The 23,992-nt window shown below is 61.2% G+C and carries 24 protein-coding genes and 1 pseudogene; 11 read left to right on the top strand and 14 right to left on the bottom strand.

What is annotated here, in order from left to right:
- The first annotated feature begins 78 nt into the window (after positions 1-78).
- The 11 genes and pseudogenes from JO965_RS25825 to JO965_RS25880 all read left to right on the top strand — a co-directional run bounded on the left by JO965_RS25825 (position 79) and on the right by JO965_RS25880 (position 11,949).
- Positions 79-1,650: an ABC transporter substrate-binding protein gene (locus JO965_RS25825; RefSeq protein WP_203444988.1), complete on the top strand. Its 1,572-nt coding sequence runs from the start codon at positions 79-81 to the stop codon at positions 1,648-1,650.
- Between the two features lie 38 nt (positions 1,651-1,688).
- Positions 1,689-2,732, top strand: coding sequence for an ABC transporter ATP-binding protein (locus JO965_RS25830; protein WP_203444989.1), 1,044 nt, complete (start codon positions 1,689-1,691; stop codon positions 2,730-2,732).
- Positions 2,729-3,721 carry an ABC transporter ATP-binding protein gene (locus tag JO965_RS25835; protein ID WP_203444990.1) on the top strand — a complete coding sequence of 331 codons (993 nt, stop codon included), beginning with the start codon at positions 2,729-2,731 and terminating at the stop codon, positions 3,719-3,721. The genes JO965_RS25830 and JO965_RS25835 overlap by 4 nt, the downstream gene beginning before the upstream one ends.
- Positions 3,721-4,656 (top strand): ABC transporter permease, encoded by a 936-nt coding sequence (locus JO965_RS25840; protein ID WP_203444991.1) that lies wholly within the window; start codon positions 3,721-3,723, stop codon positions 4,654-4,656. The genes JO965_RS25835 and JO965_RS25840 overlap by 1 nt, the downstream gene beginning before the upstream one ends.
- Before the next feature lie 11 nt (positions 4,657-4,667).
- The gene (locus JO965_RS25845) at positions 4,668-5,537 is read left to right on the top strand and encodes an ABC transporter permease (protein WP_203445470.1); all 870 of its coding nucleotides are present in this window, start codon (positions 4,668-4,670) and stop codon (positions 5,535-5,537) included.
- A gap of 57 nt (positions 5,538-5,594) precedes the next feature.
- Positions 5,595-6,359, top strand: coding sequence for a hypothetical protein (locus JO965_RS25850; protein WP_203444992.1), 765 nt, complete (start codon positions 5,595-5,597; stop codon positions 6,357-6,359).
- A gap of 89 nt (positions 6,360-6,448) precedes the next feature.
- Positions 6,449-7,453, top strand: a complete 1,005-nt coding sequence (locus JO965_RS25855; protein WP_203444993.1) for a membrane dipeptidase — start codon at positions 6,449-6,451, stop codon at positions 7,451-7,453.
- Positions 7,454-7,632: 179 nt separating this feature from the next.
- A pseudogene (locus JO965_RS25860) lies at positions 7,633-8,830 on the top strand (M24 family metallopeptidase).
- A 53-nt stretch (positions 8,831-8,883) separates the two neighbouring features.
- Positions 8,884-10,353, top strand: coding sequence for an alkaline phosphatase family protein (locus JO965_RS25870; protein ID WP_203444996.1), 1,470 nt, complete (start codon positions 8,884-8,886; stop codon positions 10,351-10,353).
- A gap of 492 nt (positions 10,354-10,845) precedes the next feature.
- Positions 10,846-11,025, top strand: coding sequence for a recombinase family protein (locus JO965_RS25875; RefSeq protein ID WP_246776992.1), 180 nt, complete (start codon positions 10,846-10,848; stop codon positions 11,023-11,025).
- A gap of 3 nt (positions 11,026-11,028) precedes the next feature.
- Positions 11,029-11,949, top strand: coding sequence for a zinc ribbon domain-containing protein (locus tag JO965_RS25880; RefSeq protein ID WP_203444997.1), 921 nt, complete (start codon positions 11,029-11,031; stop codon positions 11,947-11,949).
- Between the two features lie 331 nt (positions 11,950-12,280).
- Here JO965_RS25880 and phnN read toward each other — a convergent pair whose 3' ends face one another.
- From phnN to JO965_RS25950, 14 genes are read right to left on the bottom strand one after another with little or no spacing between them, the layout of a single operon-like run.
- Positions 12,281-12,871 (bottom strand): phosphonate metabolism protein/1,5-bisphosphokinase (PRPP-forming) PhnN, encoded by a 591-nt coding sequence (gene phnN, locus JO965_RS25885; RefSeq protein WP_203444998.1) that lies wholly within the window; start codon positions 12,869-12,871, stop codon positions 12,281-12,283.
- A gap of 4 nt (positions 12,872-12,875) precedes the next feature.
- Positions 12,876-13,625 (bottom strand): DUF1045 domain-containing protein, encoded by a 750-nt coding sequence (locus JO965_RS25890; protein ID WP_246776993.1) that lies wholly within the window; start codon positions 13,623-13,625, stop codon positions 12,876-12,878.
- Between the two features lie 21 nt (positions 13,626-13,646).
- On the bottom strand, positions 13,647-14,933 hold the full coding sequence (locus tag JO965_RS25895; protein ID WP_203444999.1) for an alpha-D-ribose 1-methylphosphonate 5-triphosphate diphosphatase: 1,287 nt from the start codon (positions 14,931-14,933) through the stop codon (positions 13,647-13,649).
- A complete protein-coding gene (locus JO965_RS25900) occupies positions 14,920-15,666 on the bottom strand; it encodes a phosphonate C-P lyase system protein PhnL (RefSeq protein ID WP_203445000.1) in 747 nt (248 codons plus the stop codon). Before JO965_RS25900 ends, JO965_RS25895 begins: the two co-directional genes overlap by 14 nt.
- 14 nt (positions 15,667-15,680) lie before the next feature.
- A complete protein-coding gene (locus JO965_RS25905) occupies positions 15,681-16,508 on the bottom strand; it encodes an ATP-binding cassette domain-containing protein (RefSeq protein ID WP_246776994.1) in 828 nt (275 codons plus the stop codon).
- Positions 16,508-17,419 (bottom strand): alpha-D-ribose 1-methylphosphonate 5-phosphate C-P-lyase PhnJ, encoded by a 912-nt coding sequence (locus JO965_RS25910; RefSeq protein ID WP_203445001.1) that lies wholly within the window; start codon positions 17,417-17,419, stop codon positions 16,508-16,510. The genes JO965_RS25905 and JO965_RS25910 overlap by 1 nt, the downstream gene beginning before the upstream one ends.
- Positions 17,416-18,510 carry a carbon-phosphorus lyase complex subunit PhnI gene (locus tag JO965_RS25915; protein ID WP_203445002.1) on the bottom strand — a complete coding sequence of 365 codons (1,095 nt, stop codon included), beginning with the start codon at positions 18,508-18,510 and terminating at the stop codon, positions 17,416-17,418. The genes JO965_RS25910 and JO965_RS25915 overlap by 4 nt, the downstream gene beginning before the upstream one ends.
- Positions 18,510-19,055, bottom strand: a complete 546-nt coding sequence (gene phnH, locus JO965_RS25920) for a phosphonate C-P lyase system protein PhnH (RefSeq protein WP_203445003.1) — start codon at positions 19,053-19,055, stop codon at positions 18,510-18,512. Before phnH ends, JO965_RS25915 begins: the two co-directional genes overlap by 1 nt.
- Positions 19,055-19,552, bottom strand: a complete 498-nt coding sequence (locus JO965_RS25925) for a phosphonate C-P lyase system protein PhnG (RefSeq protein ID WP_246776995.1) — start codon at positions 19,550-19,552, stop codon at positions 19,055-19,057. Before JO965_RS25925 ends, phnH begins: the two co-directional genes overlap by 1 nt.
- Positions 19,527-20,225, bottom strand: a complete 699-nt coding sequence (locus JO965_RS25930) for a peptidase C39 family protein (RefSeq protein WP_203445004.1) — start codon at positions 20,223-20,225, stop codon at positions 19,527-19,529. The genes JO965_RS25925 and JO965_RS25930 overlap by 26 nt, the downstream gene beginning before the upstream one ends.
- A 9-nt stretch (positions 20,226-20,234) precedes the next feature.
- On the bottom strand, positions 20,235-21,125 hold the full coding sequence (locus JO965_RS25935) for an ABC transporter permease (protein ID WP_203445005.1): 891 nt from the start codon (positions 21,123-21,125) through the stop codon (positions 20,235-20,237).
- Positions 21,126-21,137: 12 nt separating this feature from the next.
- Positions 21,138-22,073, bottom strand: coding sequence for an ABC transporter permease (locus tag JO965_RS25940; protein ID WP_203445006.1), 936 nt, complete (start codon positions 22,071-22,073; stop codon positions 21,138-21,140).
- The gene (locus JO965_RS25945; protein ID WP_203445007.1) at positions 22,070-22,939 is read right to left on the bottom strand and encodes an ABC transporter ATP-binding protein; all 870 of its coding nucleotides are present in this window, start codon (positions 22,937-22,939) and stop codon (positions 22,070-22,072) included. The genes JO965_RS25940 and JO965_RS25945 overlap by 4 nt, the downstream gene beginning before the upstream one ends.
- Positions 22,926-23,984, bottom strand: a complete 1,059-nt coding sequence (locus tag JO965_RS25950; RefSeq protein WP_246776997.1) for an ABC transporter ATP-binding protein — start codon at positions 23,982-23,984, stop codon at positions 22,926-22,928. Before JO965_RS25950 ends, JO965_RS25945 begins: the two co-directional genes overlap by 14 nt.
- Between the last annotated feature and the right edge of the window lie 8 nt (positions 23,985-23,992).

Consider the following 23,992-nt stretch of genomic DNA (forward strand, 5'->3'; position numbering starts at 1 on the left):
ACACGGCGCAGAAACAATCTAGATGCCTAAACCGATGGAGCCGTGGTGGCCCGCCAAGCACCACAACAGGAGCCGCGCATGCACGATCTGACTTTTACAAGACGCAAGTTGATGACTGCTGGTGCCGCCTGCGGTCTGTTGGCCATGACCGGTGTGCGTTTCGCCGCCGCGCAGGCGGCGAACCGGCGCACGCTCAGGATCGGCATGTCCGGCTTCCCGCCCGCAGTGGAACCGGTCCTCTACGTTCATACGGCGACGCGGCGCATCGTGCCACAAATGTTCGACACGCTGATCGCTTTCGACCAGACCCCGGCCATGGCACTGCGCCCGGCCTTGGCAGAACGGTGGGAACGCGTGAGCGGAAAGGCGCTCCGCCTTTATCTGCGCAAGGGCGTGACCTTCCACAATGGCGGCCCATTGACCGCGGACGATGCCGCCTTCAGCCTCAGCCCCGAGCATTTGCTCGGCCCCGGTATGGCCGGTAAATCCACGGCGATGCAAACCCTGGATACGATCGACCGGGTCGAGGTCATCGACAGCCACACCGTAATCGTTCATGCCAAGGGCGAAGACCCTTTGCTCGAAAAGCGACTGGCGTCGTGGGGCTCGGAAATCGTTAGCAAGCAGGCTTTCGACGCAGCGGGTTCCTGGGAGGCCTGGACGGCTGCGCCGGTGGGAACTGGTCCTTACCGGATTGTCAGCCAGACCCTCGATGTCGCTGTTCAACTGGCCTCGCATGACGCGTATTGGGGTGGCTTGCCGCCTTTTGCCGGCATCCAGTTCCGGGTCATTCCGGAACTGGCCTCGCGGATGAATGCGCTAATGGCCGGAGAGGTGGATTTCGCCACCGACATTTCGCCGGATATGTTTGCTGAAATTGAGAAGCATCCGCAGCTCGAGGTTGCGGGCGGAGCGGTTCAGAATATTCGCTATCTGGCTGTCGATAAAACGAGCCCGGTTCTCGCAAAGGTCGGCATCCGCCGCGCGCTCAGCCTTGCGCTTGACCGCAAGGCTTTCGTCCAGGCGCTCTGGCAGGACAGGCTCCCAATTCCCAACGGCTTCCAGTTCCCGAGCTTCGGTGAAGCCTATCTCGAAGATTTCCCTGCCCTTGCCTACGATCCGGATCTGGCGCGCAAACTCCTCGACGAAAGCGGCTACAAGGGCGAAACCATCACCTATAAGTTGCTGAACAATTATTATCCCAATCAAGTCGCCGGCGCACAGGTCATGATCGAGATGTGGCGGGCGGTCGGTATGAATGTCGAAATTCAGATGATGGAGAATTTCGCACAGATCCAGACCAAGCCGGTTCATGCGATTTACGACAGTTCGTCGACCGCCATCTTCCCGGATCCGCTCGCTCATGCATGGCGCGAATTCGGGCCGAAAGGCACCTTGCCCAAGATAGGGATCTGGGCCAACGAGGAGTACTTCAGCCTTGGCGCAAAGCTCAAGGACACGGCCGATCCACAGGCGCGGCGGCCGATCCTCCGTAGGATGCTGGAGATTATCGGCCAGGACGATCCATCCTGTGTTGTCCTGCACGGTTCGGGCCAGTTCTATGGCAAGCGCAAGGACATCGCGTGGGAGCCAGGGCAGACACTCGATCTGAACTTCGGTCCCTTCAATCCCGCTTATGCGCGAAAATGACAACCGTCACCTCGACAGCCGGTCCACGGAAGGAAGCTATGCAAAATCTCGCCGGCTACACGCCAGTACCTGCTTCTCCGGAAGGTTCGGCCTCGCCGCTTCTGACGATCGAAGATCTGACGGTCGATTTCAGCGGCGTCCGCGTTCTTCGCGGGATCGATCTCGCGATTGCCCCGGGCGAGGCGTTGGGCGTCGTTGGTGAATCGGGCAGTGGCAAATCGGTCACCTGGCTAGCCGCTCTCGGCCTGCTGCCACGCACCGCGACCGTGTCCGGAAGCGTCCGGCTGGGCAGTACGGAGCTGCTGGGAGCGGCTGCCACGCGCCTCGACTGGGTTAGGGGCGGCCGCGTGGCGATGATCTTCCAGGACCCGTCAAGCGCGCTCAATCCCGTCATTCGGGTCGGCCGACAGGTCGGCGAGGTTCTCGCCCGGCACCGGGGTCTCTCGGGCGCGGCCATCCGGGCTGAGGCCAGACGCCTATTCGAACTCGTTGGCCTGCCGGACGCAGGCCGACGGCTCGACGCCTATCCGCATGAACTGTCCGGCGGCCAGAACCAGCGGGTCATGATTGCCATGGCGCTTGCCGGCGATCCGGACATGCTGGTCGCCGACGAGCCGACGACCGCGCTCGACGCCACAATCCAGGCACAGATATTGGACCTACTAACGGCGATCCGGCGGGAGACGGGCATGGCGCTCGTTCTCATCAGCCACGATCTGGGCGTCGTCTCCGAAACCTGCGAGCGCATTGTCGTGATGTATGGCGGTCGGATTGTCGAGACGGCTCCATCGGGGACGATCTTTGAGAGGCCGCGGCATCCCTATACACAGGGATTGCTTGCGGCATTGCCGCCGTTCGAAGGCGCATTGCGACGGCTCATCCCCATTGAGGGTCAGGTGCCGGAGCCTACGAACATGCCTCCCGGCTGTCCCTTTGCTCCCCGATGCCCGCAACGGCGGGCGGCCTGTGAAACGGTTGTGCCTCCCCTTGAGCAAATTGGGGATAGGTGGTTCTCCGCGTGCATAACCAGCAATGGAATTGACGCTGTTGCGGCATCTGAACTGAAAAGCATTCCGGCATGACGGATAACATTCTTGAATTGCATGGCGTTTCTCGCAGCTATGCGATGCGGCGGGGCCTCTTCGGACACAAGATTCCGATCCGTGCGGTCGATGATGTATCGCTGTCGGTAACAGAAGGGCGGACGTTGGCGCTGGTCGGCGAATCCGGTTCGGGCAAATCGACTACAGGACGGATCGCGCTCGGCCTCGAACGGCCGAACGGCGGGCGCGTGATCTTCCGCGGCGCTGACCTGCCGCCGGTCGATACCCTGCCCTGGCGCCGTATGCGCGCGCAGATGCAGATGATCTACCAGGATCCCTTGGCCGCGCTGGATCGCCGGCTTGCGATCGTCGATCAGGTCCAGGGACCGCTCGACGTTCATGATGTCGGATCGGTATCGGAACGAAGGCAAAAGGCGCTGGCGATACTCGACGCGGTGGGTCTGAACGCCAGCCACGCTTCCAGCCTCCCGCATGAGCTGTCGGGTGGGCAGCGTCAGCGCGCCGTGCTGGCCCGCGCGCTGGTCACGGAACCGTTATTGCTTGTCTGTGACGAGCCCGTCTCGGCCCTCGACGTTTCGATCCAGGCCCAGGTCGTCAATCTTCTCATGGACCTCCAACAGGATCTCGGCCTCAGTCTTCTGTTCATCAGTCACGATCTGAAAGTGGTGCGCCATGTCAGCCACGATATGGCGGTGATGTATCTCGGTCGCATCGTCGAATATGGCGAGACGAATCTTCTGCTCTCGCAACCCGCCCATCCCTATACCGAAGCGCTGGTTTCGGCGGTGCCGGCTGCCGGCCGTCGGACCCGTCAGCGTATTCTTCTCAAGGGCGAGCCACCCAATCCCGCCGCACGCCCGTCGGGCTGCACGTTCCATCCTCGCTGCCCCGTGGCGCGACCTGTATGCGCAAGCGTTTGTCCGCCGCTGGCAACACTGCCGGACGGACGAAAGGTCGCTTGCCATGCCGCCCACGCCAACCCGCTCAGCATGAAGGGCGAAAACTAATGTTGCGTTTCGTCGCCATTCGACTTTTGCGAGCCCTTCTGACAGTCGCGCTGGTCGTCACATTCGCTTTCATCGTGCTGAGACTTTCGGGCGATCCGGCGCATAGCATCATGGGTGAGGACGCTTCACCCGAGGCAATGGCCGCCTTTCGCCGTGAGTGGGGTCTCGACGACCCGCTCTGGGTGCAATATTTCCACTACTTCGCAGCGATCTTTCATGGTGAGCTCGGCCGGTCGATGCGGGGAGGCGGCCCCGCGCTCGACCTTGTGCTGGGACGGATTCCGGCAACGTTGGCATTGACCCTGCCCGCGCTCCTGCTGAAGCTGGGGATCGGCATTCCGGCCGGCATCTATGCCGCCTTGCACCGGAACAGCGCCGTCGACCGTTCCGTGATGGTCACCGCGGTTGCGGGCTATACCGTACCCAGTTTCGTCCTCGGCCTCGTGCTGGTTCAAGCCCTGTCGATCTGGCTCGGGTGGCTGCCGACCGGTGGCACGGGCGGCTGGCAGCATCTCCTGCTGCCGGTCATCACCCTCGGCATCGGTGGAGCTGCCGTCCTCGCCCGCTTCGTCCGCAGCGCGATGCTGGAGGTGCTGGGACAGCCCTATATCCGCACGGCCTGCGCCAAGGGCATCCCCTGGGCCGCAGTTGTGCGCGGACACGCCTTGCCGAATGCCGCCATTCCGACTGTCACCATCATCGGCTTCATGGTCGGCAATCTGATCGCGGGTTCAGTAGTGGTCGAAAGCGTGTTTTCCTGGCCGGGCGTCGGCAACCTGTTGGTGGTTTCCGTGGCGGGACGCGATCTGGCCGTCGTGCAATGCATTCTCCTGCTGGTGGCGCTCACAATGGTCCTGTCCAATCTCGTCGTGGATTTCCTGTACGGTTTCCTCGATCCGCGCCTGAGCAGCGCACCTGAAACCGGAGGACAGTGAAAATGAACGTGATGCAAAACATCGCGAAAACAAACGCAACGACAGCGAAGAAGAAAAAGAACGCGGGATACCGTCGGATACCGCTGACTGTCACTATCAGCGCGATCTGGATCGTTCTCGTTGTCCTCGTCGCGCTAAGCGCAGACATCATCGCGCCGTACAAGTACACCGCTTTCGATCTGCGCAACCGGTTGGCTCTGCCGTTCAGTCCGCAACATTGGCTCGGAACGGACGAACTCGGACGCGATATCCTGTCCCGGTTGATCGTCTCCGTGCGCATTTCAATTCTCGTCGCCGTTGGCGCAACATTGATCTCGGCCTGCTTTGGCACGGCCATGGGTTTTGCTGCCGCTCACTTTCGCGGTCGCGTCGAGCAATGCATTCTGATGCTCGCCGATTTTCAGGCGGCGATGCCTTTCCTGATCCTTTCACTCTCCGTGCTTGCCTTTTTCGGCAATGCGCTGCCGCTGTTCATCGGCCTGATGGGCCTTTATGGCTGGGAGCGCTATGTCCGCATCGCGCGCGGGCTAGCGATCGCCGCCAGCGCGCAGGGCTACGCCAACGCCGTTCGTCAGACGGGCGCAAGTCCATTACGGGTCTATCTGCGCCACATTCTGCCGAATATCTCCTCGACGCTGATCGTTTCGATGACGCTGACCTTTCCAGAAATCATCCTGATGGAAAGCAGCCTGTCCTTTCTCGGCCTCGGCGTTCAGCCGCCGATGACGAGCCTCGGGAATATGGTCGGCTATAGCCGGGAATATATGACGCGCGCACCCTGGATCATGTTTGCGCCGGCAGCGCTCATCGTCATGACGACACTCTCCGTCAGTCTGCTAGGCGATTGGCTGCGCGATCGTTTGGACAAGAGCCCAGAGTGACGCCGGAGCAGAACGGTCCTCGTCCTTTCGTCAATCGCAATCCAGAAAGAAGTCAAAATGAAACAAGACCACGGTCAGTCTGATCCGACCGCCCTTCTTCGTCCCGGCAAGCGCATTTACGGCGTGAGCATCGGCATCGCCATCATGGACCGCCGGTTTCCCCGTCCGGTCGGCGATCTTGGCAATCCGCGTTCCTTTGCCTTCCCCGTGCTGTATGACGTAGTGCATGGCGTCAACAATATGCCTGCCCTTTCCGTCGAGCAAACAGGAGATCTATTTACGCCGCTTTATGATAGCTGCATGCGGCTAGTCGACCAGGGCGTTGCTGCGATTACCACAACCTGCGGCTACGCCGCGCTTCTGCAGGAGCGGCTGGCCGAGAAGCTACCCGTTCCCTTCGCCGCCTCCAGCCTAGTGCAGATCCCTTCAGTCCTGGCATTGCTCGGGGGGCGGCGCAGGATCGGCGTGCTGGCCGCACGGGGCCGCAGCCTGACCGACCGACATCTCGCCGCGACGGGCGTAACGGCAGAGCAACTCGGCCGCATCCGTAAAATCAATCTTCAGGAAGCGCCCGCCTTCCGCCGCGCGATTCTCGACGCTCCTGGCGCCGAGCCGCTCGAAGTCCCTGCTGCGGCTCGGGAGATAGCTGCACTTTGCAAGGCATTGGCCGATGCCGATTCCGAAATTGCCGGCTTTGTCGCTGAATGCACAAATGTCGGTCCATATTCGGCCCACATCCAGGCAGCGACAGGCCTGCCGGTTTGGGACAGCGTCAGTCTCGTTAACTGGCTGCACGCCGGCGTCGCACGCGTCGCGGACTAAACGCATCGCTCTTCGGATGGCGACGTTCTCACGCATTCTCCTCGCCCCCGATCGGCAACGTAATCCTAATGAAAAAGGACAACCGAGAAATGACGTCAATTCGCGACGATGCCGTTGCGCTGACCAGAGACTGCTTTGTGTTCGACTGCCTGTCGAACGAGTACGTTCTGGACGAAGCCTATGCCCAAACCTGCCTCGATGCGGGAGTGAACGCCACAAACGTAACCTTTGCGGCTGAGCTCGATTGGGATGGCACGCTGAAGCTCTGGGAGAAGTACCTGAAGAAGATTGATGACAGTCCGCTGCTTCATCTCGCCTCGAATAGCGCGGATATCGAGCGAGCGCGGGCCGCGGGGAAACTGGCGGTCATCCCGGGTACGCAGGGCGCCTCGATGATCGACGACCAGCTCTGGCGGGTATCGCTTCTGTTTCGCCTTGGACTGCGGTTCGTGGGTTTGACCTATTCACAGTCCAACAAGCTCGCGGCGGGTTGCGGTGAGATCCGCGATGCGGGACTGAGCTTCCTCGGACAGGAATTCATCGCTGCCGTCAACGAGCTTCCGATGTTTCTCGACCTGTCCCATACTGGGCACGAGTCGCGGCGTCAGGCCATAGAATTGGCAAGGAACCCAACCTTCACCCATGCCAATGCCTATGCGGTTACGCCCAACGATCGCAACGTGAAGGACGAGGAACTGCAGGCCGTTGTCAAAAAGGGAGGCATGGCGGGACTTTGCTGCCTGCCGAGCACGGTCCGCAAGAGCCAGGCCACAGTCTCGGACCTGATCGACCACGCCGACTACCTCGTCTCGAAGTTTGGAATCGAAATCTGCGGACTCGGCCTCGACTACAGCGACGGATATATCGATTCAAAGGTGCAGCCGCCTGAGTCCATACGCTGGCGGACGCTCAGGCCGGACGTCTTCGGGACAAACCACGACTTCTTCAATCTGAAATATCCTCAAGGCGTCGAAAGCATCACCGGTTTGTCCAATATCACCTCGACGCTTATGGATCGTGGTTACTCACGAGACCAGATTTCAGCGATCCTCGGAGGCAACTGGCTGCGTACCATTCGCAAAGTCCTAGGGTAATTGCCAACAACACGTCACGACGTTGAACCTAGACAGAGCGTATCGTCAAGCAATCCGCTCTGTCTGAAACAGCAGCAGTTTTAGTAACACCCGATGGTCAGCAGCGCCCCGTCGCTCTCTCGACAGGAAACCTCATGGCTTATCTTCGCCCACTTGACCGCCAGCGCGCACAAGCTCTCATGCAGCAGGAAGGATTAGACGGAATCGTACTGATCCAACCCGAATCAATCACCTATGGCGCGGGCGCGCGCCCGGGCAGCGCCGCCGACTGGCGACAGGCAGGCGCAGCGTTCCTGATAGTGCCTGCAGATGCGGAGGAGCCAATCACCGCGATCATCGGCGATTTCTACGTTGAAGAGTTTCGAGCTGCTTCAGGAATCGATGACATCATGACATTTCCTGTCTGGGTCGATCTCATCGACATCGCAAAGATCCCCGCCGGACACCTCATCGAGCGTCTTTCGGCCGCTCGTCCGCCCGAACAGGTGCGCGCGAGGCCAGCGACCTTTAACCGCAAACAAACCTTCGCGCTTCTCGCGGATGCCTTGGCACGATGTGGGCTCTCAACGGCACGGCTCGGGACGGAGCATGCCTTTCTGCCGCTTTCAGATGCGGCAAATTTCATCGAGGCCTGCCCCAATGTGCGCTGGTCCGATGCGTCGCGACTCGTCAGCCGCTTGCGAATGATCAAGTCCACCGAGGAAATCGACCGACTGAAACTCGCTGCTCAATCCGCCGAGGCCGGCACTACGGCTGCCATCGCCCGCATCCGGCCCGGTTGCACCGCCGACGACCTGTTCGCAGTTTTCCGCATCGCCGCAGCACAGCGTGCGGCCGAACTCGGGCATGATGGCTCGGTCCTCGCGAACGGCGCCATTACGATCGGACCTGGTGCAACCGGGAAAGGCCGACCAGCACAAAAAGGGGATGTCATCCGCCTTGATCTCGGCTGCGTCATTGATGGCTATACGTCTGATTGCGCACGCACTGCCGTGCTCGGCCGACCGAGTGCAGATCAGCGGGCAATTTACGATGCCCTCCGCAACGCCTTAATCCGGCTTAGCACGCCTCCGCCCTGGGATCCCTTTACGCGAGGTGCATGAGACTGCAATGAAGTCCATGCATGCCCAAGGCTTTGACATGTATTGCCGAGGCCATTTTGGGCACGGCCTCGGTGCTTCAGTATTCGTCGAGGAATGGCCCTTCATCGCGGCGGATGAAACGACGGAGATCGAACCCAACATGGCGCTGGCCTATGAGTTGCCCTGGTATATTCGCGGCCTCGGGGCATTCATGTTGGAGGACCAGTTCACGATCGGCGCCCAGTCAGCCGATGCTTGCTGGACGTTGCCGCGCGAGCTGCTGATTTGCGACTGACAGAACGCTACAGACATTGCGCCCCAACCGAACTTCGCCAGGACACAAATATCATGCGATTTCTCATCGTCAGCTTCGACGGGTTACGCCCGGACCTCATCGACAGGAACCTGACGCCCAACCTCGCCCGGCTCCAAAATGCAGGCATGACGCTGTCCGGTCACCGCACGATCTATCCCAGCGAAACCCGTTCGGCCTTTCCGAGCCTTGTGACGGGTACCACGACCAGCCGGCATGGCATGGTCGGCAACAAGTACATCGACCGGTCCGTCACGCCGCAGCGCTACATCGACACGGCCGACGCGGTTCTCCTGCGCCAGCTCGACCTCGAGAGCCGCGGGCGGTTGATGTCGGCACCCACGCTTGGCGAAATCCTCGCCTCGGCCGGGCGCCGCCTTGCCGTTCTGGCGACCAACACGCCCGGCACCACCCGGTTCTTCCATCATAAGGCAGAAGATTTCGGGCATATCCGCCTCTCGGGCCATTTCCGCGAAGCCTGCACACCTGATGAGGTGCTGGCGGAAACCGAGGCCCGCCTGGGTCCGCTGCCGCCAGAGCCGCCGAAGACCGAACCCGATACGGCTGGGCAGGACTGGATCACCTCGGCTTTCCTTGAGGTGGTGTGGCCGAACTACTGGCCGGACGTCACGATCCTCTCCTACGGCGAGCCGGACATCACCTCGCACTTCCATGGCACAGGGGCTGACGCGACACGCGGCATCATCGCCCACTGTGATCGCCAGTTCGGCCGCGTGCTCGACTGGTGGGAAGCCGAGGGCGCCGCCGCCGGCGTGCAGATCATGGCGATCTCGGATCACGGTCACATCACCGGCCACACCCGCGTCTCCGTGGCCGACAGCCTGCGTGAAGCGGGCTTCCGGCCAGGCATCGCGCCTGCGTCTGATGTCGATGTCGTAGTCGTGCCGGGGCAAGTCGGCGCGCTATATCTCGCCGATCCAACCGACAACCAGGTCGCTAGGCTCGTCGCTGCGATCACTCACGAGCCATGGTGCGGGCCGGTCTTCACCCGCACAAAGAACGAGGCCGAGGGCATCGCTCCCGGCAGTCTCGGCCATCACCTCGTTTTCGCCGATCACGCCTGCGCCCCGGACGTCTCCTTCTGCTTCCGCGCGGATGACGGCATCGATCCCTTCGGCCTCATCGGCGGCACCTTCTACGACAACGACGGCCGCACGGGCCTCGGCGTGCATGGCGGCCTACATCCGAACGAACTGGCTGCCCTCGGCATCGTTGCCGGCTCGGCCTTTCCGGCTCGAGGCGCCGTCTCATCGGTTCCGTCCGGCATCTGCGATTTGGCTCCGACGATGCTGCACCTTCTCGGGATTGCGCAGCCGCAAAGCATGAGCGGACGCGTCCTATATGAAGTTCTGGAACGTCAACCGAAGGCTCCCCACATCTGCAGCGAAACCTTCGAAGCAAGGCTTGGTAGTTTCAGGCAGGTTCTACGGCGCGTTCGCGTCGGAGATACGACCTATATCGAGGGCGGAATCGCGGAAGGGTAAACCTCTGTACCGCAGAACTGCCATCACGCGAGCGTTAGTACTCAATACGCTCAAAAGTCCATCTCTTCGGACACCTCCTGCCGGGGTTTTGGTCCCTGTGCCAGGCGGCAGCCGAGCACTTCAAGAAACTGGTCGTAACGCTCGCCGCCTTTCGCCCGGGCGGCGGCTAGTGCAATCTCCGCGAGCAGCGCCGTCGATGTCGCTGAACATCCTGGGCTGAAACTCCCTCTTTTGGAACAGGAACAGACTTCTTGGTGTGAGAGCCCGTGATCTCGCAGTTTCGGGTTAGCTATCGACGCGGGTCAGGTTCGAGAAGTCCTCTTCCCAGCCATTTTGGTTAACTGAGAATCGCTTGCGGCGACTGAAGCGCGTTTGCGATCGAAGCTCAGGCCTACTCCAAACCCAGCCAACGCCCTTCGGCTACCGCTACATCACGCGTGAGGCTGGCGGGGAGACGCACGCTAGGAGATTGACGAGGAGGCCGCACAAATCGTGCGCCAGATTGTCACCTGGGTTGGGCACGAGCGCTCGATGCTGGCGGGAGTCTGCCGGCGCCTGCACGACAGCGGGCTTCCAAATCCGACTGAGCGGCCACACTGGAGCCGGGCGATGATCCATAGCATGCTGCTCGATCCTGCCTATGCGGGACAGGCGCTTTATGGTCGATGCTAGAGCGTGCCGTGGCGGCCGCCGCTTCATCCGCCGCGCGGCCACGATGGCCTGCCGCGGCGGTCCTGGCGGCAAGTGCTCGCCCCGACTGAGCGGCACATCAGCATCGCGGTGCCGGCGATTGTTGGCGAAGAACTCTTTGCGAGTGTCGCCGAGCAGTTGGAGGAGAACCGCAGACGCAGTCGCCAGCGGCTTGCGGGCGTTCAGTATCTGCTGCGCGGCCTACTGGTCTGCGAGAAGTGCGGTTATGGGTTCACCGGCCATCACCATCGCGGGCAGTGGCGCTACTATCGCTGTTGCGGCACCGACCGCAGCCGCTTCCACGGTGCATTCCGGTGCGATGCTCGGCTGGTCGCCACGGAGTTGCTTGACGAGGCAGTGTGGGACGAAATCTGCCGGCTGCTCGACGATCCGGCACAGGTGATCGCCGAGTATCAGCGGCGCCTGGACACCGTGCAGGCCACGCCGCATCGGCTCGAACTCGATGCCCTTGACCGTCAACGGGCCAAGGCCCGCCGCGCGCTCGAGCGGCTGATCGACAGCTACACGGAGGGACTGATCGAAAAGCCCGAATTCGAGCCGCGCCTGACCGCATTGCGCCGCCGGACAGCCCGGCTGGAAGCCGAAGCCAAGGCTCAACAGGAGGCCGATGAGCAGGTCCGCTCGCTGCACCTCGTCATTGGTAAGCTGGACCTGTTTGCCACGATGGTGCACGAGCGGCTCGGGGCTGCGGATTGTACGACGAAGCGCGACATTATCTGTACCCTCGTCAAGCGCATCGAGGTGGCCGATGATATTGTTCGGGTGATCTTCCGGGTTGATCCCGGCTTCTCAGGTCCACCTGAGACAGGCCGAACTTTGCACTATTGTCCAACACGTCGTTATCATGCATGCGATGCTCAAGACCGGCACCTTCTTCGACCATAGCGTCGGTGCTGCAGCTTGATCGTTTGAGAATCGCGTTCAATCTCAGAGCGCGCTGAGATGTCCCTGCCGGGATGTGGGCCGAGCCATTCCGCTTGATGGGATGCACTGCTGATACAGCCGAGTGCGTCGTCCACATGGGAAGGCTCCTTTCGCGAAGCTCGATCGTGCTGAGACGGTTGTCGACCGTGAAGACGACCCTGCTCCCGGCAGACGCTCACGCGGCGCGCCAAAAGACAGGCTGCGACCACGACTCTGCTCAGTGTTGCCTCGGCCCCGGTCGAGGGCCCATGTGGGTGAGGTATCGCGAAAAAGCTTGCAAAGTGGCCCGCGATTAGACGGCCCCATCAGAATCAGGATCCGCCGGCAATGAGCGCTGAAGAACCTCGACAAGCTGGTTGCCAGCAAAGGAGAGTTCGCCAGAATTGTCGATCGCCAGCGCATCATCTAGATTGACGTCAATCTTGTCGCTTCTCGCCAGGCGGGCTTTTCGAGACTCATGCCTCTCCCGTCCGCGCCTCTCCAGTCGTTGTGCCAGGACGGTTGGCGAGGCCGCGATGCTGATGACCTGAAGCGTGGCATAGCGGCGACGTGCTTCGGGGAGGATGGCGCGCGAGCCGTTAGCGACGACTACATGGCCTTGGGCAAGCCAGTCGTCGATGATGTTGGGAAGGCCGTAATGGAGCCCATGTGCCTCCCAATAGAGGGCAAAGGCTTCGCTCTCGACCTGTTTCCGGAATTCGGCGAGGTCGACAGGGTCATGGTCCTCCCCGACCGAAGCCGGGCGGGTGATGACGCGGCGGACGAAGCGAATCCGATCGTCATGCTGGAGACGCTCCTTCGCGTAGTCGATCAGGGTGTCCTTGCCGGCACCGCTCGGCCCGACTACCAGGACGAGCTGGCCGCTGAAACCAGGGTTCGTCATGATGCTACGCTCCCCGTTTCAATTCAAAACGGGAGCGGACGACGAAATCGGCCCCGGGCCGCGCCTGCTCGAACAGCGTCAGGGCATCGATGGCATAATCGTCCGTCGTCAGCGCCCCGAACAGCTTATCGAGCCGGTGCCGCACCCTCGATTGCATCCCAGACGGGAGCTTGTCGGTCAGCGTCATATGGAAGCGGAAACGGTCGAACACATAAGGATAGCCCCACCGCACCAGATGCGTGGTCTCGATATCATCGAGACGATGGCTCAGGCGTCTCTGCAATTCTGTTTCGTTCAAGGGTGCCCGAAACGGATCGAAGGCGTCAACGATGGTCGAGGCAAACGCGCGCAGCATCGGCAGCGGCTTGACCGGAACGAGGGCAAAGAAGCCGCTGATCAGATCAATCCGAAACCGACCGATCGGGCACGGCCGACAGGCCGCGGCAAAGCGGGACAGGGTTTCTTCGAGCTCGTCGATGTGTCGGCCGGCAGCGAGACGAAACGGCGCCTTCAGGGTCGCGTGGAAGCCGTAACGGCGGGGTTCCGTCGTGACGGACCGTGCCTCGTCGTGGATCTCCGGAGCAAGGCTGCCGCGAGCAGTCCGGAAGGCGTCTCGTCCCAGCCAATGAACGGCGGCTCGGGTTAACGGATGCCCGGCCGGCGGGCTGTAATAGATCGCGTAGCGTGGCTCGTCATCCGGACCGGGAAACACTGCAGCGACCTGTTCCGCCTCGGATCGTTCGGTGCTACTCACCTGATCGCTCCACCTGTCAAGTCACTGACGAACCGGCACTGGGCGGTATGGAACCTCACGATCCGCCATATTGCGGTGAGGTTGGATTGTCCTGCCAGCCTCATTTAACGAACCCCCAGCACTCCCTTGAGCCGGATGTGTTCCGACAGACTTCTCTCCCACGGTGAGCGTTCCGTCCGACCAGACCAACCGGCCGCCGCGAAGCGCGGCGCGCAGGCGCGGCATGCGGCCACGTTCAGCGATCACAAGGTCGGCGCGCAGCCCCTCGGCGATCTGACCGCGGTCGTCAAGCCCGAGCGCATTCGCCGGGTTTCGGCTCGCCAAGGCGACCGAGCTGGCAAGACCGCCTTCGCCAATGTCACCGAGCGCAATCACCGCCGGCAGGATCGCCGATGGATGATAGTCGCTGGCGAGAATATCGAGGACACCGGCCGCATAGGCTTCGCGAGCCGACAGGTTCCCGGAATAGGACAGACCTCTAACCGCGTTAGGAGCGCCCATGGCGATCGCAAGCCCGAGCCGCTTTGCCTCTTTCGCCGCTCCAAGGTTGATCGGAAACTCACTGATCGCGGCCCCGAGACTGTGCATCAGTGCCACCTTCTCGACGGTGTCGTCGTCATGGGACGCTATGGCAATACCACGGGTGCTCGCCAGCTCAGCCAGGCCGGTGACGATATGCATCGCGTCGCCATGCGCGGCGCGGTCAGCAATGCGCTGCTTGACGAGCTCGGCGGCTCGCGCCGTTTCAATCTTGTAGGCCTTCGCCGTGTTGGCGACATGGATCTCGATATCTCGATATTGGCCTTGACCGGGTGTGTGGTCCATCAGCGAGATCAGCCGAAGCGCGCCGGTATCCATCAACTTTTCTGCCACGGTGAGCGCGGACGGGAATGTCACCTCGAAGCGCGCATGCACACGGTGGTCGATCAGCAGCTCGGCGTGCATGGCGGCCAGCGCCTCGATCATGGCGCTCGTCTGTTCGACCGAGCGGACATGACCGTAGGTTGCCGGTGTAAAGGCAAGCGCTGCATAGGCGGTCGTCACGCCGCAGGAGGCAAGTTTCTTGTCGAGGTCGTAAATGCCAAGTTCGAGCGGCATGCGGGCATTGGCGCGCGGCTCGACCTCCTTCTCGATCATGTCGCCATGCATGTCGACGAAGCCGGGGAGCAGCAGCCTGCCGCCGCCTTCGACATCGGCATCCGCGATCGGCGTTTCCCGAATGTCGGCGATCAATCCGCCCTCGATCCTGACCGCGCCTCGCTCGATGACACGGTCCTTCAAGACGATCTCGAAATTACTCAGCCACATGGTTCGCCCCGTCCTCGATCTTGATGGCCTTCAGGTGGATTTCCCGGTCGATCAGCCCGGCTACGTCTTCCGGGTGATGGAAGACGCCGATCATCGCGACGCCGGACGCTTTCAGCTCGGCCAGGCGTTCGACGAGCGCCTGCCGGGCGGCGTGGTCGAGGGAGGCGGTCGGTTCGTCGAGGAGCAGCAGACGCTGCGGTAGGATCAGCGCACGCGCCAGGTTGACCTTCTGCTGCTCGCCACCGGAGAAGGTGGAGGGATAGGCCGGCCAGAGCTGGCGTTTGACCCCGAAGGCGGCAAGCCAGCGGCGGGCCTCGACAAGAGCCTCAGCATGCGGTGTGCCGGCGAGCCGGAGAGGCTCGGCGACGACCTCTTCCGCCGGAACGCGAGGGCGCGCATTCAGAAACTGCGTCACGAAACCGATTTCCCGGCGCCGCAGCACGGCGATATCGACATCGGCCGCCGCGGCCAGATCGATCACGCCCTCCCGCGTGTGGTAATAGGCATGGCCGGCGCGCGGCACGTAGGAGCGGTAGAGCGTGCGCAGCAGCGTCGATTTGCCGGCGCCGTTTTCGCCTTTCAGCAGGATGAACTCCCCTTCACCAAGTTCGAAATCGATGTTCTCGAAGGCAAAGAGCGTGCGCCTGAGGTGATGCATTTCGAATTGTTTAGAAAGCCTCTCGACACGCAGCACCGGTGCTCCGGCTCTGCGAGCGCTAACGTGAATGTTCATTTCGATATCTTTTCTCAAAGCTTGGCGTGGACGAGCTGCTGGGTGTATTCGTGCTGCGGATCCTGGAAGATCTGGTCAGCCAATCCCTGCTCAACCACCATGCCGCGGCGCATGACCATGACCCGATCTGCCATGGTGCGAATGACGCCGAGATCGTGCGAGACGAGAACCATGGTGATGGCGCGATCCCGCTGCAGCCGCTTCAGCGTGTCGAGCACCAGCGCCTGCACGCTGACGTCAAGGCCGGTGGTCGGCTCGTCGAGCAGCAGCACAGCGGGCTCGAGCGCGATCGCTTTGGCCAGCTGGACGCGCTGCTGCATGCCACCCGAAAGCTCGCGCGGTGTAGCGTCCATGCGCTGGATTGGGAACTCCGATGCATCAAGAGATTGGCGAGCGCGTTCGCGCAGCTCGGCGAAGTTGCGCTCTCCGGCGATCAGCAGGCGTTCGGCGACATTGCCGCTGCTCGTATGGTTCATCAGCAGGCCAAGATGCGGGTTCTGATAGACGATGCCGATGTGGCGCGCCCGCAGCATCCGCCGCTCGAAGCGGTCGAGCGTGAAGAGATTGCGCTCCTCCTGGCCCGGCAGCGCCAGATGGTAGCTTCCGGCATCAGGTGTATCCTCGAGGTTCATCATCCGAAGCAGAGTGGACTTGCCGGAGCCGGATTCGCCGACGATGCCGAGGACTTCGCCGGGGTAGACCGTGACGTCGACGCCACCGAGTGCCCTGACATCACCGAAGCTGCGGGTGATGCTGCGCATGGTTAGCATGGGTTCGGCCAGCATCAGCCGTGGCGGTTTATGCTTGATACCCGCCGCGTTCTCGATAGTTACGCTGGTCATCAGTCCATCCTCCCATTCTTGTACCAGGTCTCCCCAATCTCGACCTTTTGCCCTTCCGCCTTGCGGATGTGCTTGCTGGCGAAATTGCTGTCGGAAAGCTCAAACTTTGACGAACCGTCCTCCTGTGGAAGCTCGTTCATGAAGAAGCCGGTGACCTTGCTGCGGTAGCAGGTCTTGTCCCGATGGTCCTCGACCCGGTAAGGCACGTCGTCGAACACGAGGGGATCGACGTCCGTGTAAGGCGGTACGGCGTAGATCCGCTTTTCACCGCCTGCGGAGAGAATGGTCAGGTGCTCCGCCTGGTGCAGCTTCAACACGTCCCAGCGCGGGATCGGTGAAGGCGTGATCACGTGCCGGCCGTTGACGAGACTAGGATACTGATCGGCCTTCATAATCCGGCCGAACTTGACCAGTTGCTCGTAAAGAATGAGCCAGAGTTGACTATAGTCTGCGTCGCCATGCATCACTCTCGCGGCCGACATATCCGGCTGAACCGGCCGCAGCGGCTCCGGATTGGGCACCTGGAGAACCAAAATCTGGCCGTCTCGCAGCTTTTCCTCCGGGATACGGTGACGCGACTGGATGATCGTGGCTGCTTGAGTATCGAGGGTCTCGACACAACCCCCGACCCGACCGAAGAACTTGCGGATGCTGCAGGCATTGACGGAGTCGTCCGCGCCCTGGTCGATCACCTTGACGACGGAAGTCGGCTTCAGGAGCGTCAGCGTCACCTGAAGTCCGCCGGTTCCCCAACCACGCGCCATCGGCACTTCGCGACTGGCATAGGGGACTTGGTAGCCTGGCACCGCGACGGCCTTCAGAATGCGACGACGGAGCTCTCGCTTGGCCGACTCGTCGAGAAAGCCGTAGTTGAAATCAGCCCACTCCTTGGTCAACTCGTTCAGTCTCACAGCGCGGTCTCCTTCTCTTTCGATGCCATTTCCTCCTCGGTCTGAACTTTCGACGTCTCTGCTTCACGATCCGCCCTCACGCGTCTGTACGTGTCAAGCGTCGACTGGAAGGTAACGTAGTGCGGAAGTTTGAAGTGGAGGCAGAAGCCGGAGCCTTCGACCGGCTCGGTATGATAAAGCACGAACTCCTCGGTGACGGCTGGATGCGTATTGGGCTGACTGGATGCAAGATCGAGCGATGCGGCAGCAATCACTTTCACCTCATTCCAGCCAAAGGTAGCCGAGAAGCCGAGCTCGAGGTTCTTCGACTTGGAGATGATCTCCGCCTGGCTGACACGGACACGGCCGGCGCTGAAGATCGTCCCCCGCGGATGCCGCAACCGGAGCGGCGCTTCCGCGAGTCGCAGTTCGTTGACCGTCGGATGAACGGGGCCATAGCCGCGCATGGTGGAGTAGCCGAGCGCCAGCGTACCTCCGGTATCAGCACGGGCGAGACTCTGCAGCTTGTGAGCACGGCTGACGGGAAACAGCAGAGGCTGACGAGTGATGTCTGGAATGTCGTCCGGAACAACCTCCTCGATCGGGTGATCCTTAACGAGGCCCTGCGCTTTTTGCCATGCGGTGAGCGATGGCTGCGTCGCCGGCGCCGGTTCCGCTGCTGGGACCACCGGTTCCGGTGTGAACGCTTTCCCCTTCAGAACGCCGACCTGCAGCAGGCGGTGCGAATAATCAAGCGTCGGTCCGAGGATCTGGCCGCCTGGAATGTCCTTGAAGGCCGCCGAGATACGGCGAAGGGTGAAGAGATCCGGTTGCGTAACCGGCTCGGCGAAGCCGATCCGCGGCTGCGTCGTACGGTAGGCACGCAGGAGCAGAACCGCTTCGTATTGGTCTCCTCCGGCTTGCGCCAAGGCAAGGGCAGCCAGATCCGGTTCGTAGAGCGACGCCTCTCCCATAATGCGATCGATCAGATAAGGGAGACTGCTACGGATTGCGGTCACCCGATCAAGGTCGATGGTCCCGAGATCGTCTCGGAACAGCCGTTCTGATTGTTCGATGGCGTGTTCGCCACCCCTGGTTGCTACATAGGCCATCAGAGCATCTCGACTTTTGTTGAACGAGGGAGACCGATCGCGCGGTCGCCGTCGATGAGATAAACATCCCAGCCGAGGGGATAGCGGATCGCGTGAGAACGCACCTGCCAGAAGGACGGATCGATGCCATCGACCGCGATGGTCACGCTGTCCTTGATCCCAGGGCCAGTCAGCCACAGTCGGGCGCCGAAGCCGAAGCGAGCTGGTGCGAACAGGGTGGCCGCCTCGTCCGGATACGACAATGTGCCAACGCGCAACATCGAGAGTTCGGACACCTTTCTGGCGCTGTCAATCGTTGCGAAGACATAGTCCGCGTCGTGTAGGGAAGCGGCACGAGCACTGGTTTGGCGCAAAGCCTGCTCCAAGTTCGGATCATCCGAAACCGCGAAAGAGCATTCCCGATCGAGGAGGCTTTCTGCGATCGCCGCCCGTCCGTTGGAAGGTAGGGTTCGAACGATGCCAGGGCGGCTCAAGGCCCACATCAATTCCTCGAACGTGGCATTGGTCCGGCTATCATCGGCCGTCGGAAGCAGAGAGATTGTCATCAGAATGTCTCCATCTGGACGCGGGTTGCTTCGACCTTCTTTAGTCGTTCCCGATCGCTCTCTTCCTGATGGGCACATTCCGCATCCAGCAGTTCGACAATTGATAGGATATTGTGGCTGGCAGCGATCGCAGCGTCGATAACAGCCACCGCCATGGCATGTTCGAGATCCCTGCCGACGATTGCGCCGTAACCTTCCACCCCACGATCCGGCACCCGGATATGCGCCTCGGCGACAAGAACCTCGCCGAGATGAAATGCTGTTCCCCGCACTGTGTCCTGGTACGGCAGCATGGCGAGGCCGGTGCGATTGGTGATGACCGAAATCTCGCCAAGGCCGTTAAGGACCGTTTCAGCGCAGGCCTTGACGGCGTCAGGTCCACCTGATGCCAGGATCTCAAGTGCGCGCCGGTGGTCGAAACCACCGACAACAGGATCGTCAGTGTTTTTGTGTGTCATGTGTCTCTTTTCTTCAATTTGATGGGCGTAGATCGTCACTTGCTTCGAAGGGCGGCGGCAGCATTGCCAATGCCGCGCTGCCGGCCAGGACCACGGCTCGCTCTTCATCCGGCCCAAACTGGGAGATCTTCAGAAAGGCGTCATGGTCGACTGTCGTCATGTCGGTTTGGGCGTCTGCTTCCTTCAATGGGTCGTTGAAGGAGACGGTCTCGGCGGTGACGCCGGTCACTACGCTCCAGTGCGCGATTTTCTTTCCTTCGAAATCGATGCCGAGCATGACGATGGGGTACCAGCCTTGGTTCATCCAGCGAGCCAGGTCATCGATCGTGTAGTCGCGATGGGCGACAACGATGCCGGTCTGCGCTGCCTCCTTCAGGTCTCGCTCCTGAAGGATGCGCACCGCCTCCTTCTGGACGTCGTTTGCAGCACGGGATTCCAGGAAAGTTTGGTCGTGGCTGATAAGCGCGTGCGCCGCCAATCCTCGCCGTTTCAAAGTCAGCGCCAGGCCGAGCGGACCACAGCCCGCATGGATGGTCGTGGCTTCTCGCCAAATCTCCAATTCGAAAACTTCGTTGGGCACGAAATTCGGATCAAGCGCGGACATCACCATCATCACCGACGACGGTCCGCAGGTATAGTTTCTCTTCTGCCGATAAAGAGCGATCTTTCGCTCGACCGCCTGAACGGCCGGATCAGTTTGGGCTTGTGGCACACCTTCACCTCATTGTTTGTTCTGATCGTTTGGAGACCAGCCGTGGTCTCGCAGGAAATCGCTAAGCAGCATCAGAGAAAGAGCGGTCAAGGCGATCGCCACACCCGGGAGAACGGCTATCCACCAGGCCGTCATTAGATAACCTCGGCCGAAACCAACCATGTTTCCGAGGCTCGACATCGGAGGCTGAATTCCGAGGCCAAGGAAACTCAGCGTTCCCTCGAGCAAAATGATCTGCGTGAGCCCGATCGTCATGCCCGCAACGATCGTCGGCAGACAAGAGGGCAGCACGTGCTTGAGATAGATCCTTAATCGCGACGCGTTGTAGGTTCGCGCGGCCGTCACATAGAGGTGGTTCCTGGCCGTCAGCGCGGCTGCTCTTACCACTCGGGCGTGGCGCTCCCACCCGTAAAGGCCGAGAACGAAGACGAACAGAAACACCGAGTTGCCGAACACCGCTATGATGAGCAGGGCCACAATCATGAACGGCATCGCAGCCTGCATATCGACGAAAGCGGTCACGCATTCATCGACCACGCTTCCCAGTTCGGCGGCGAGAAATCCCAACAACGTTCCAAGCAAACTACTGATCAACGTGCCAGCCGCCGCCACCGCGACTGTAATCTGGATCGAGTAAATCAGCCGCGACAGAACGTCCCGCCCAAGGTCGTCGGTTCCGAGAGGATGGCTCCAGGTGCCTCCCAACAGAATCGGCGGCTGCAAACGAGCATCAAGCGCGATCGCCGCAGGATCGTATGGGGCGATCAATGGGGCGAGCACTGCAACGAGGACGCAGCTTATGATCCAAACGATTGACAGTTTCACCGAAAGGTCGGCCCACCGCCAGACCAACGAAACTTCGGTCGGCAGTCTGGCAGTTCTGAGGGACAAATCGGTCATCTCGATCTCCATTCAATGCTCTGACCTGCGCGCGCGCGGATCCACGACGACGTAGCAAATATCCACGGCGAGATTGGCCAGGATCATCATCGCGCCAGCCAAAATGACGATCGCCTGGACCACCGGGATGTCCCTGTTGCCGATCGAGCTGATGAACAGGTTCCCGACGCCAGGCCAGGAGAATACCGTCTCGACGACGATCGAACCGGTCACCAATCCGCCCACCATCAATCCCAACACGGTCAGGATCGGTATCGCCGCGTTGGGCAAGGCGTGATGGACCAGAATCCGCCATGAGGGGATGTCGCGCGCTCTCGCCGCCAAGACGAAAGGACTATCGAGAGCCTCCGCCAGCGCCGTGCGCGTATAGCGCGCGAGAACAGCCGCGTTCGCGGCCGCCACGGTGACGGCAGGCAGGATCAGGCTCGACCAGCCTTCCGCTCCATTCGTCGGCAACAACCTGAGCTCGATCGAGAAGATCAGCATCAATACAAGAGCGAGGAAAAATGCCGGGACACACAGGCCGCCGGAGCTGAGAACCGTGACAAGGCGGTCGACAAAGCCACGCCGGTAAACTGCGGCGATGATCCCCGCCGACGGCCCGATTGTTACAGCCAATGCTAAAGCGGCAGACATCAAGACGAGCGTTGCTCCAACATGGTCAAACACCACGGTCAACGCATCGCGGCGATAGATGTAGGATAAACCGAAGCTTCCAGTCAGAACGCTTTCGACGTAGGCAAGATACTGCTCGAAAATCGGCTTGTCCAAGCCAAGTTCGTGAGCGTACGCGGCTTTCATCTCTGGCGTGGCGTCCGGTCCGAGAAAGATCGTCACAGGATCGCCGATGCTGCGCAGCAGCACGAATACACAGGTCACCATCAAAGCAATCGACAGGAGAGCGCGCGCCAACTTGATACAGGCGAAGTTCAGAAGATGAGGGTTCATTGAAGCACCGCTTTCTCTGGGCCTTCCGAGGAAAGCGATTCTCTGCCCGCAACAGGCGCTGAGCGCTGCGTCTTGCTGGGGACCGACGCGAGGAGCGTGCGGGTATATTCAGCAGCGGGGCGAAGAAGAACGTCTTCCCTCAGGCCGCTTTCCACAACCCGACCGCGGTGAAGCACGACGATTTCGGAGCAGAGATAAGATATCGCCCTGATGTCGTGGCTGATGAACAGCAGGCTGAGGCCGCGCCGCTCACGCAGCTCGTTCAACAGGTTGAGGATTTGCGCCTGTACGGTCATATCAAGCGCAGATACCGGTTCGTCGCAGATCAGGAGCTCCGGTTCCACCAGCAGCGCCCGGGCGATCGTCACTCGCTGCGCCTGGCCGCCACTGATGTGCCGAGGAAGCTTTGCAGCGATTGCCATGGAGAGACCAACGCTTTCGAGCGCAGCCGCGACCCGTTCCATCCGCTCAGAACGGGGCAGCCGGAAATTCACGAGGAGAGGCTCCATCAACTGGTCGCCTACCGTCATCCGCGGATCCAACGCGTCCATCGGATTTTGGAAAATCGGCTGGACCCGGCGCCGAAACGACTGCAGATCGTGATGCGTAACCGGTCCGCCCTCGAAGGAAATTGTGCCTTGCCTTGGCCTTGCAAGTCCGAGCACAAGTTTCGCGATCGTGCTCTTGCCGCTTCCCGATTGTCCGATCAGCCCGACAGCTTGCCCCTTGGACACCGCAAAGCTGACATCACACAGTGTGGGACGAGCGGATGCTGCCGAGCGGTGGTAGTCAAACCCCACACCATTAAGATCCAGGAGGGGCCAGCCATCACGGTTAAATGCGTTTTCGCGGTCAAAAGGTTGCATCAGAGCCCCCGAGGTTATGACATGCTGCCGTGTGACTTACGTCGGTAGCAAACGTCGGCCTGATCCGCTTGCAGTTGTCCAGCGCGCTCGAACAGCGGGAGGCGAAGTGACAGCCGTTGCCCCTTAGCGAAGGATCCGGCACTCCTCCGGCGAGAGCGGCAAGCTTTGGTGGAGCAAGCGAAATCGCGGGCACGGCGGAAAAAAGGGTTCTCGTGTACGGATGCCTCGGCTGGCCGGCAAGTGCGCGGGTTGGGCCGATCTCGACGAGCTGGCCGGCATAAATGACGCCGATACGGTCGGAACGTTCGACGGCGAGGTCCAGATCGTGGGTGACGAAAAGCACCGCCATATTCCAGTCATCTCGCAGCCGCTCGATCAGGTCCATGATCTGCCTCTGCGTTGTCACGTCGAGTGCGGAGGTCGGCTCGTCGGCAATGAGAAGCCGAGGCTGGCGAGCAAGCGCCAACGCCATCATCACTCGCTGGTTCATTCCGCCGGACAGTTCGTGCGGGTATTTTTTCAGTGTCGCACGCGGGTCATCGATGCCCACGGCGTCGAGAAGGGATGCAGCGCGGTCGCGTGCCTCGCGTTTCCGCAGGTTGGACACGATCGCGACAGTTTCTGCCAATTGGAACCCAATCGTGCGCACCGGATTGAGGTATCGATTGGGCTGCTGGAAGATCATGGCGCGGGCGCTACGGTCGGCATTTGCCAGTGGCTTGCCATCGAACAATACATCGCCCGTGGCGCGCAGATTGGCCGGCAAGATGCCCATCAACGCGGAGCAGAGCAGGCTCTTTCCGCTCCCGCTCTCTCCCACCAGAGCAAAGAATTCGCCGTCTCGGATCTCCAGCGAGAGAGTTTCGAGCAAAGGCGTCTCGCGGGGACCGGTCGTCGATATCTCGAGATCAGACACTTCGAGGACGGGTCGCCCTCCAGCGTCAGGGTTGCATCGATTCCGCTCTGACTGAGTGATGTCGGCGCCGGGAGCCCCCGCCTTTTCGGCGGGGTTCAATGTGGCGCTGGGCGGCGCAAGAGTTGCCACAGACGCCT

Source organism: Microvirga sp. VF16 (assembly GCF_016864375.1).
Taxonomy (GTDB): domain Bacteria; phylum Pseudomonadota; class Alphaproteobacteria; order Rhizobiales; family Beijerinckiaceae; genus Microvirga.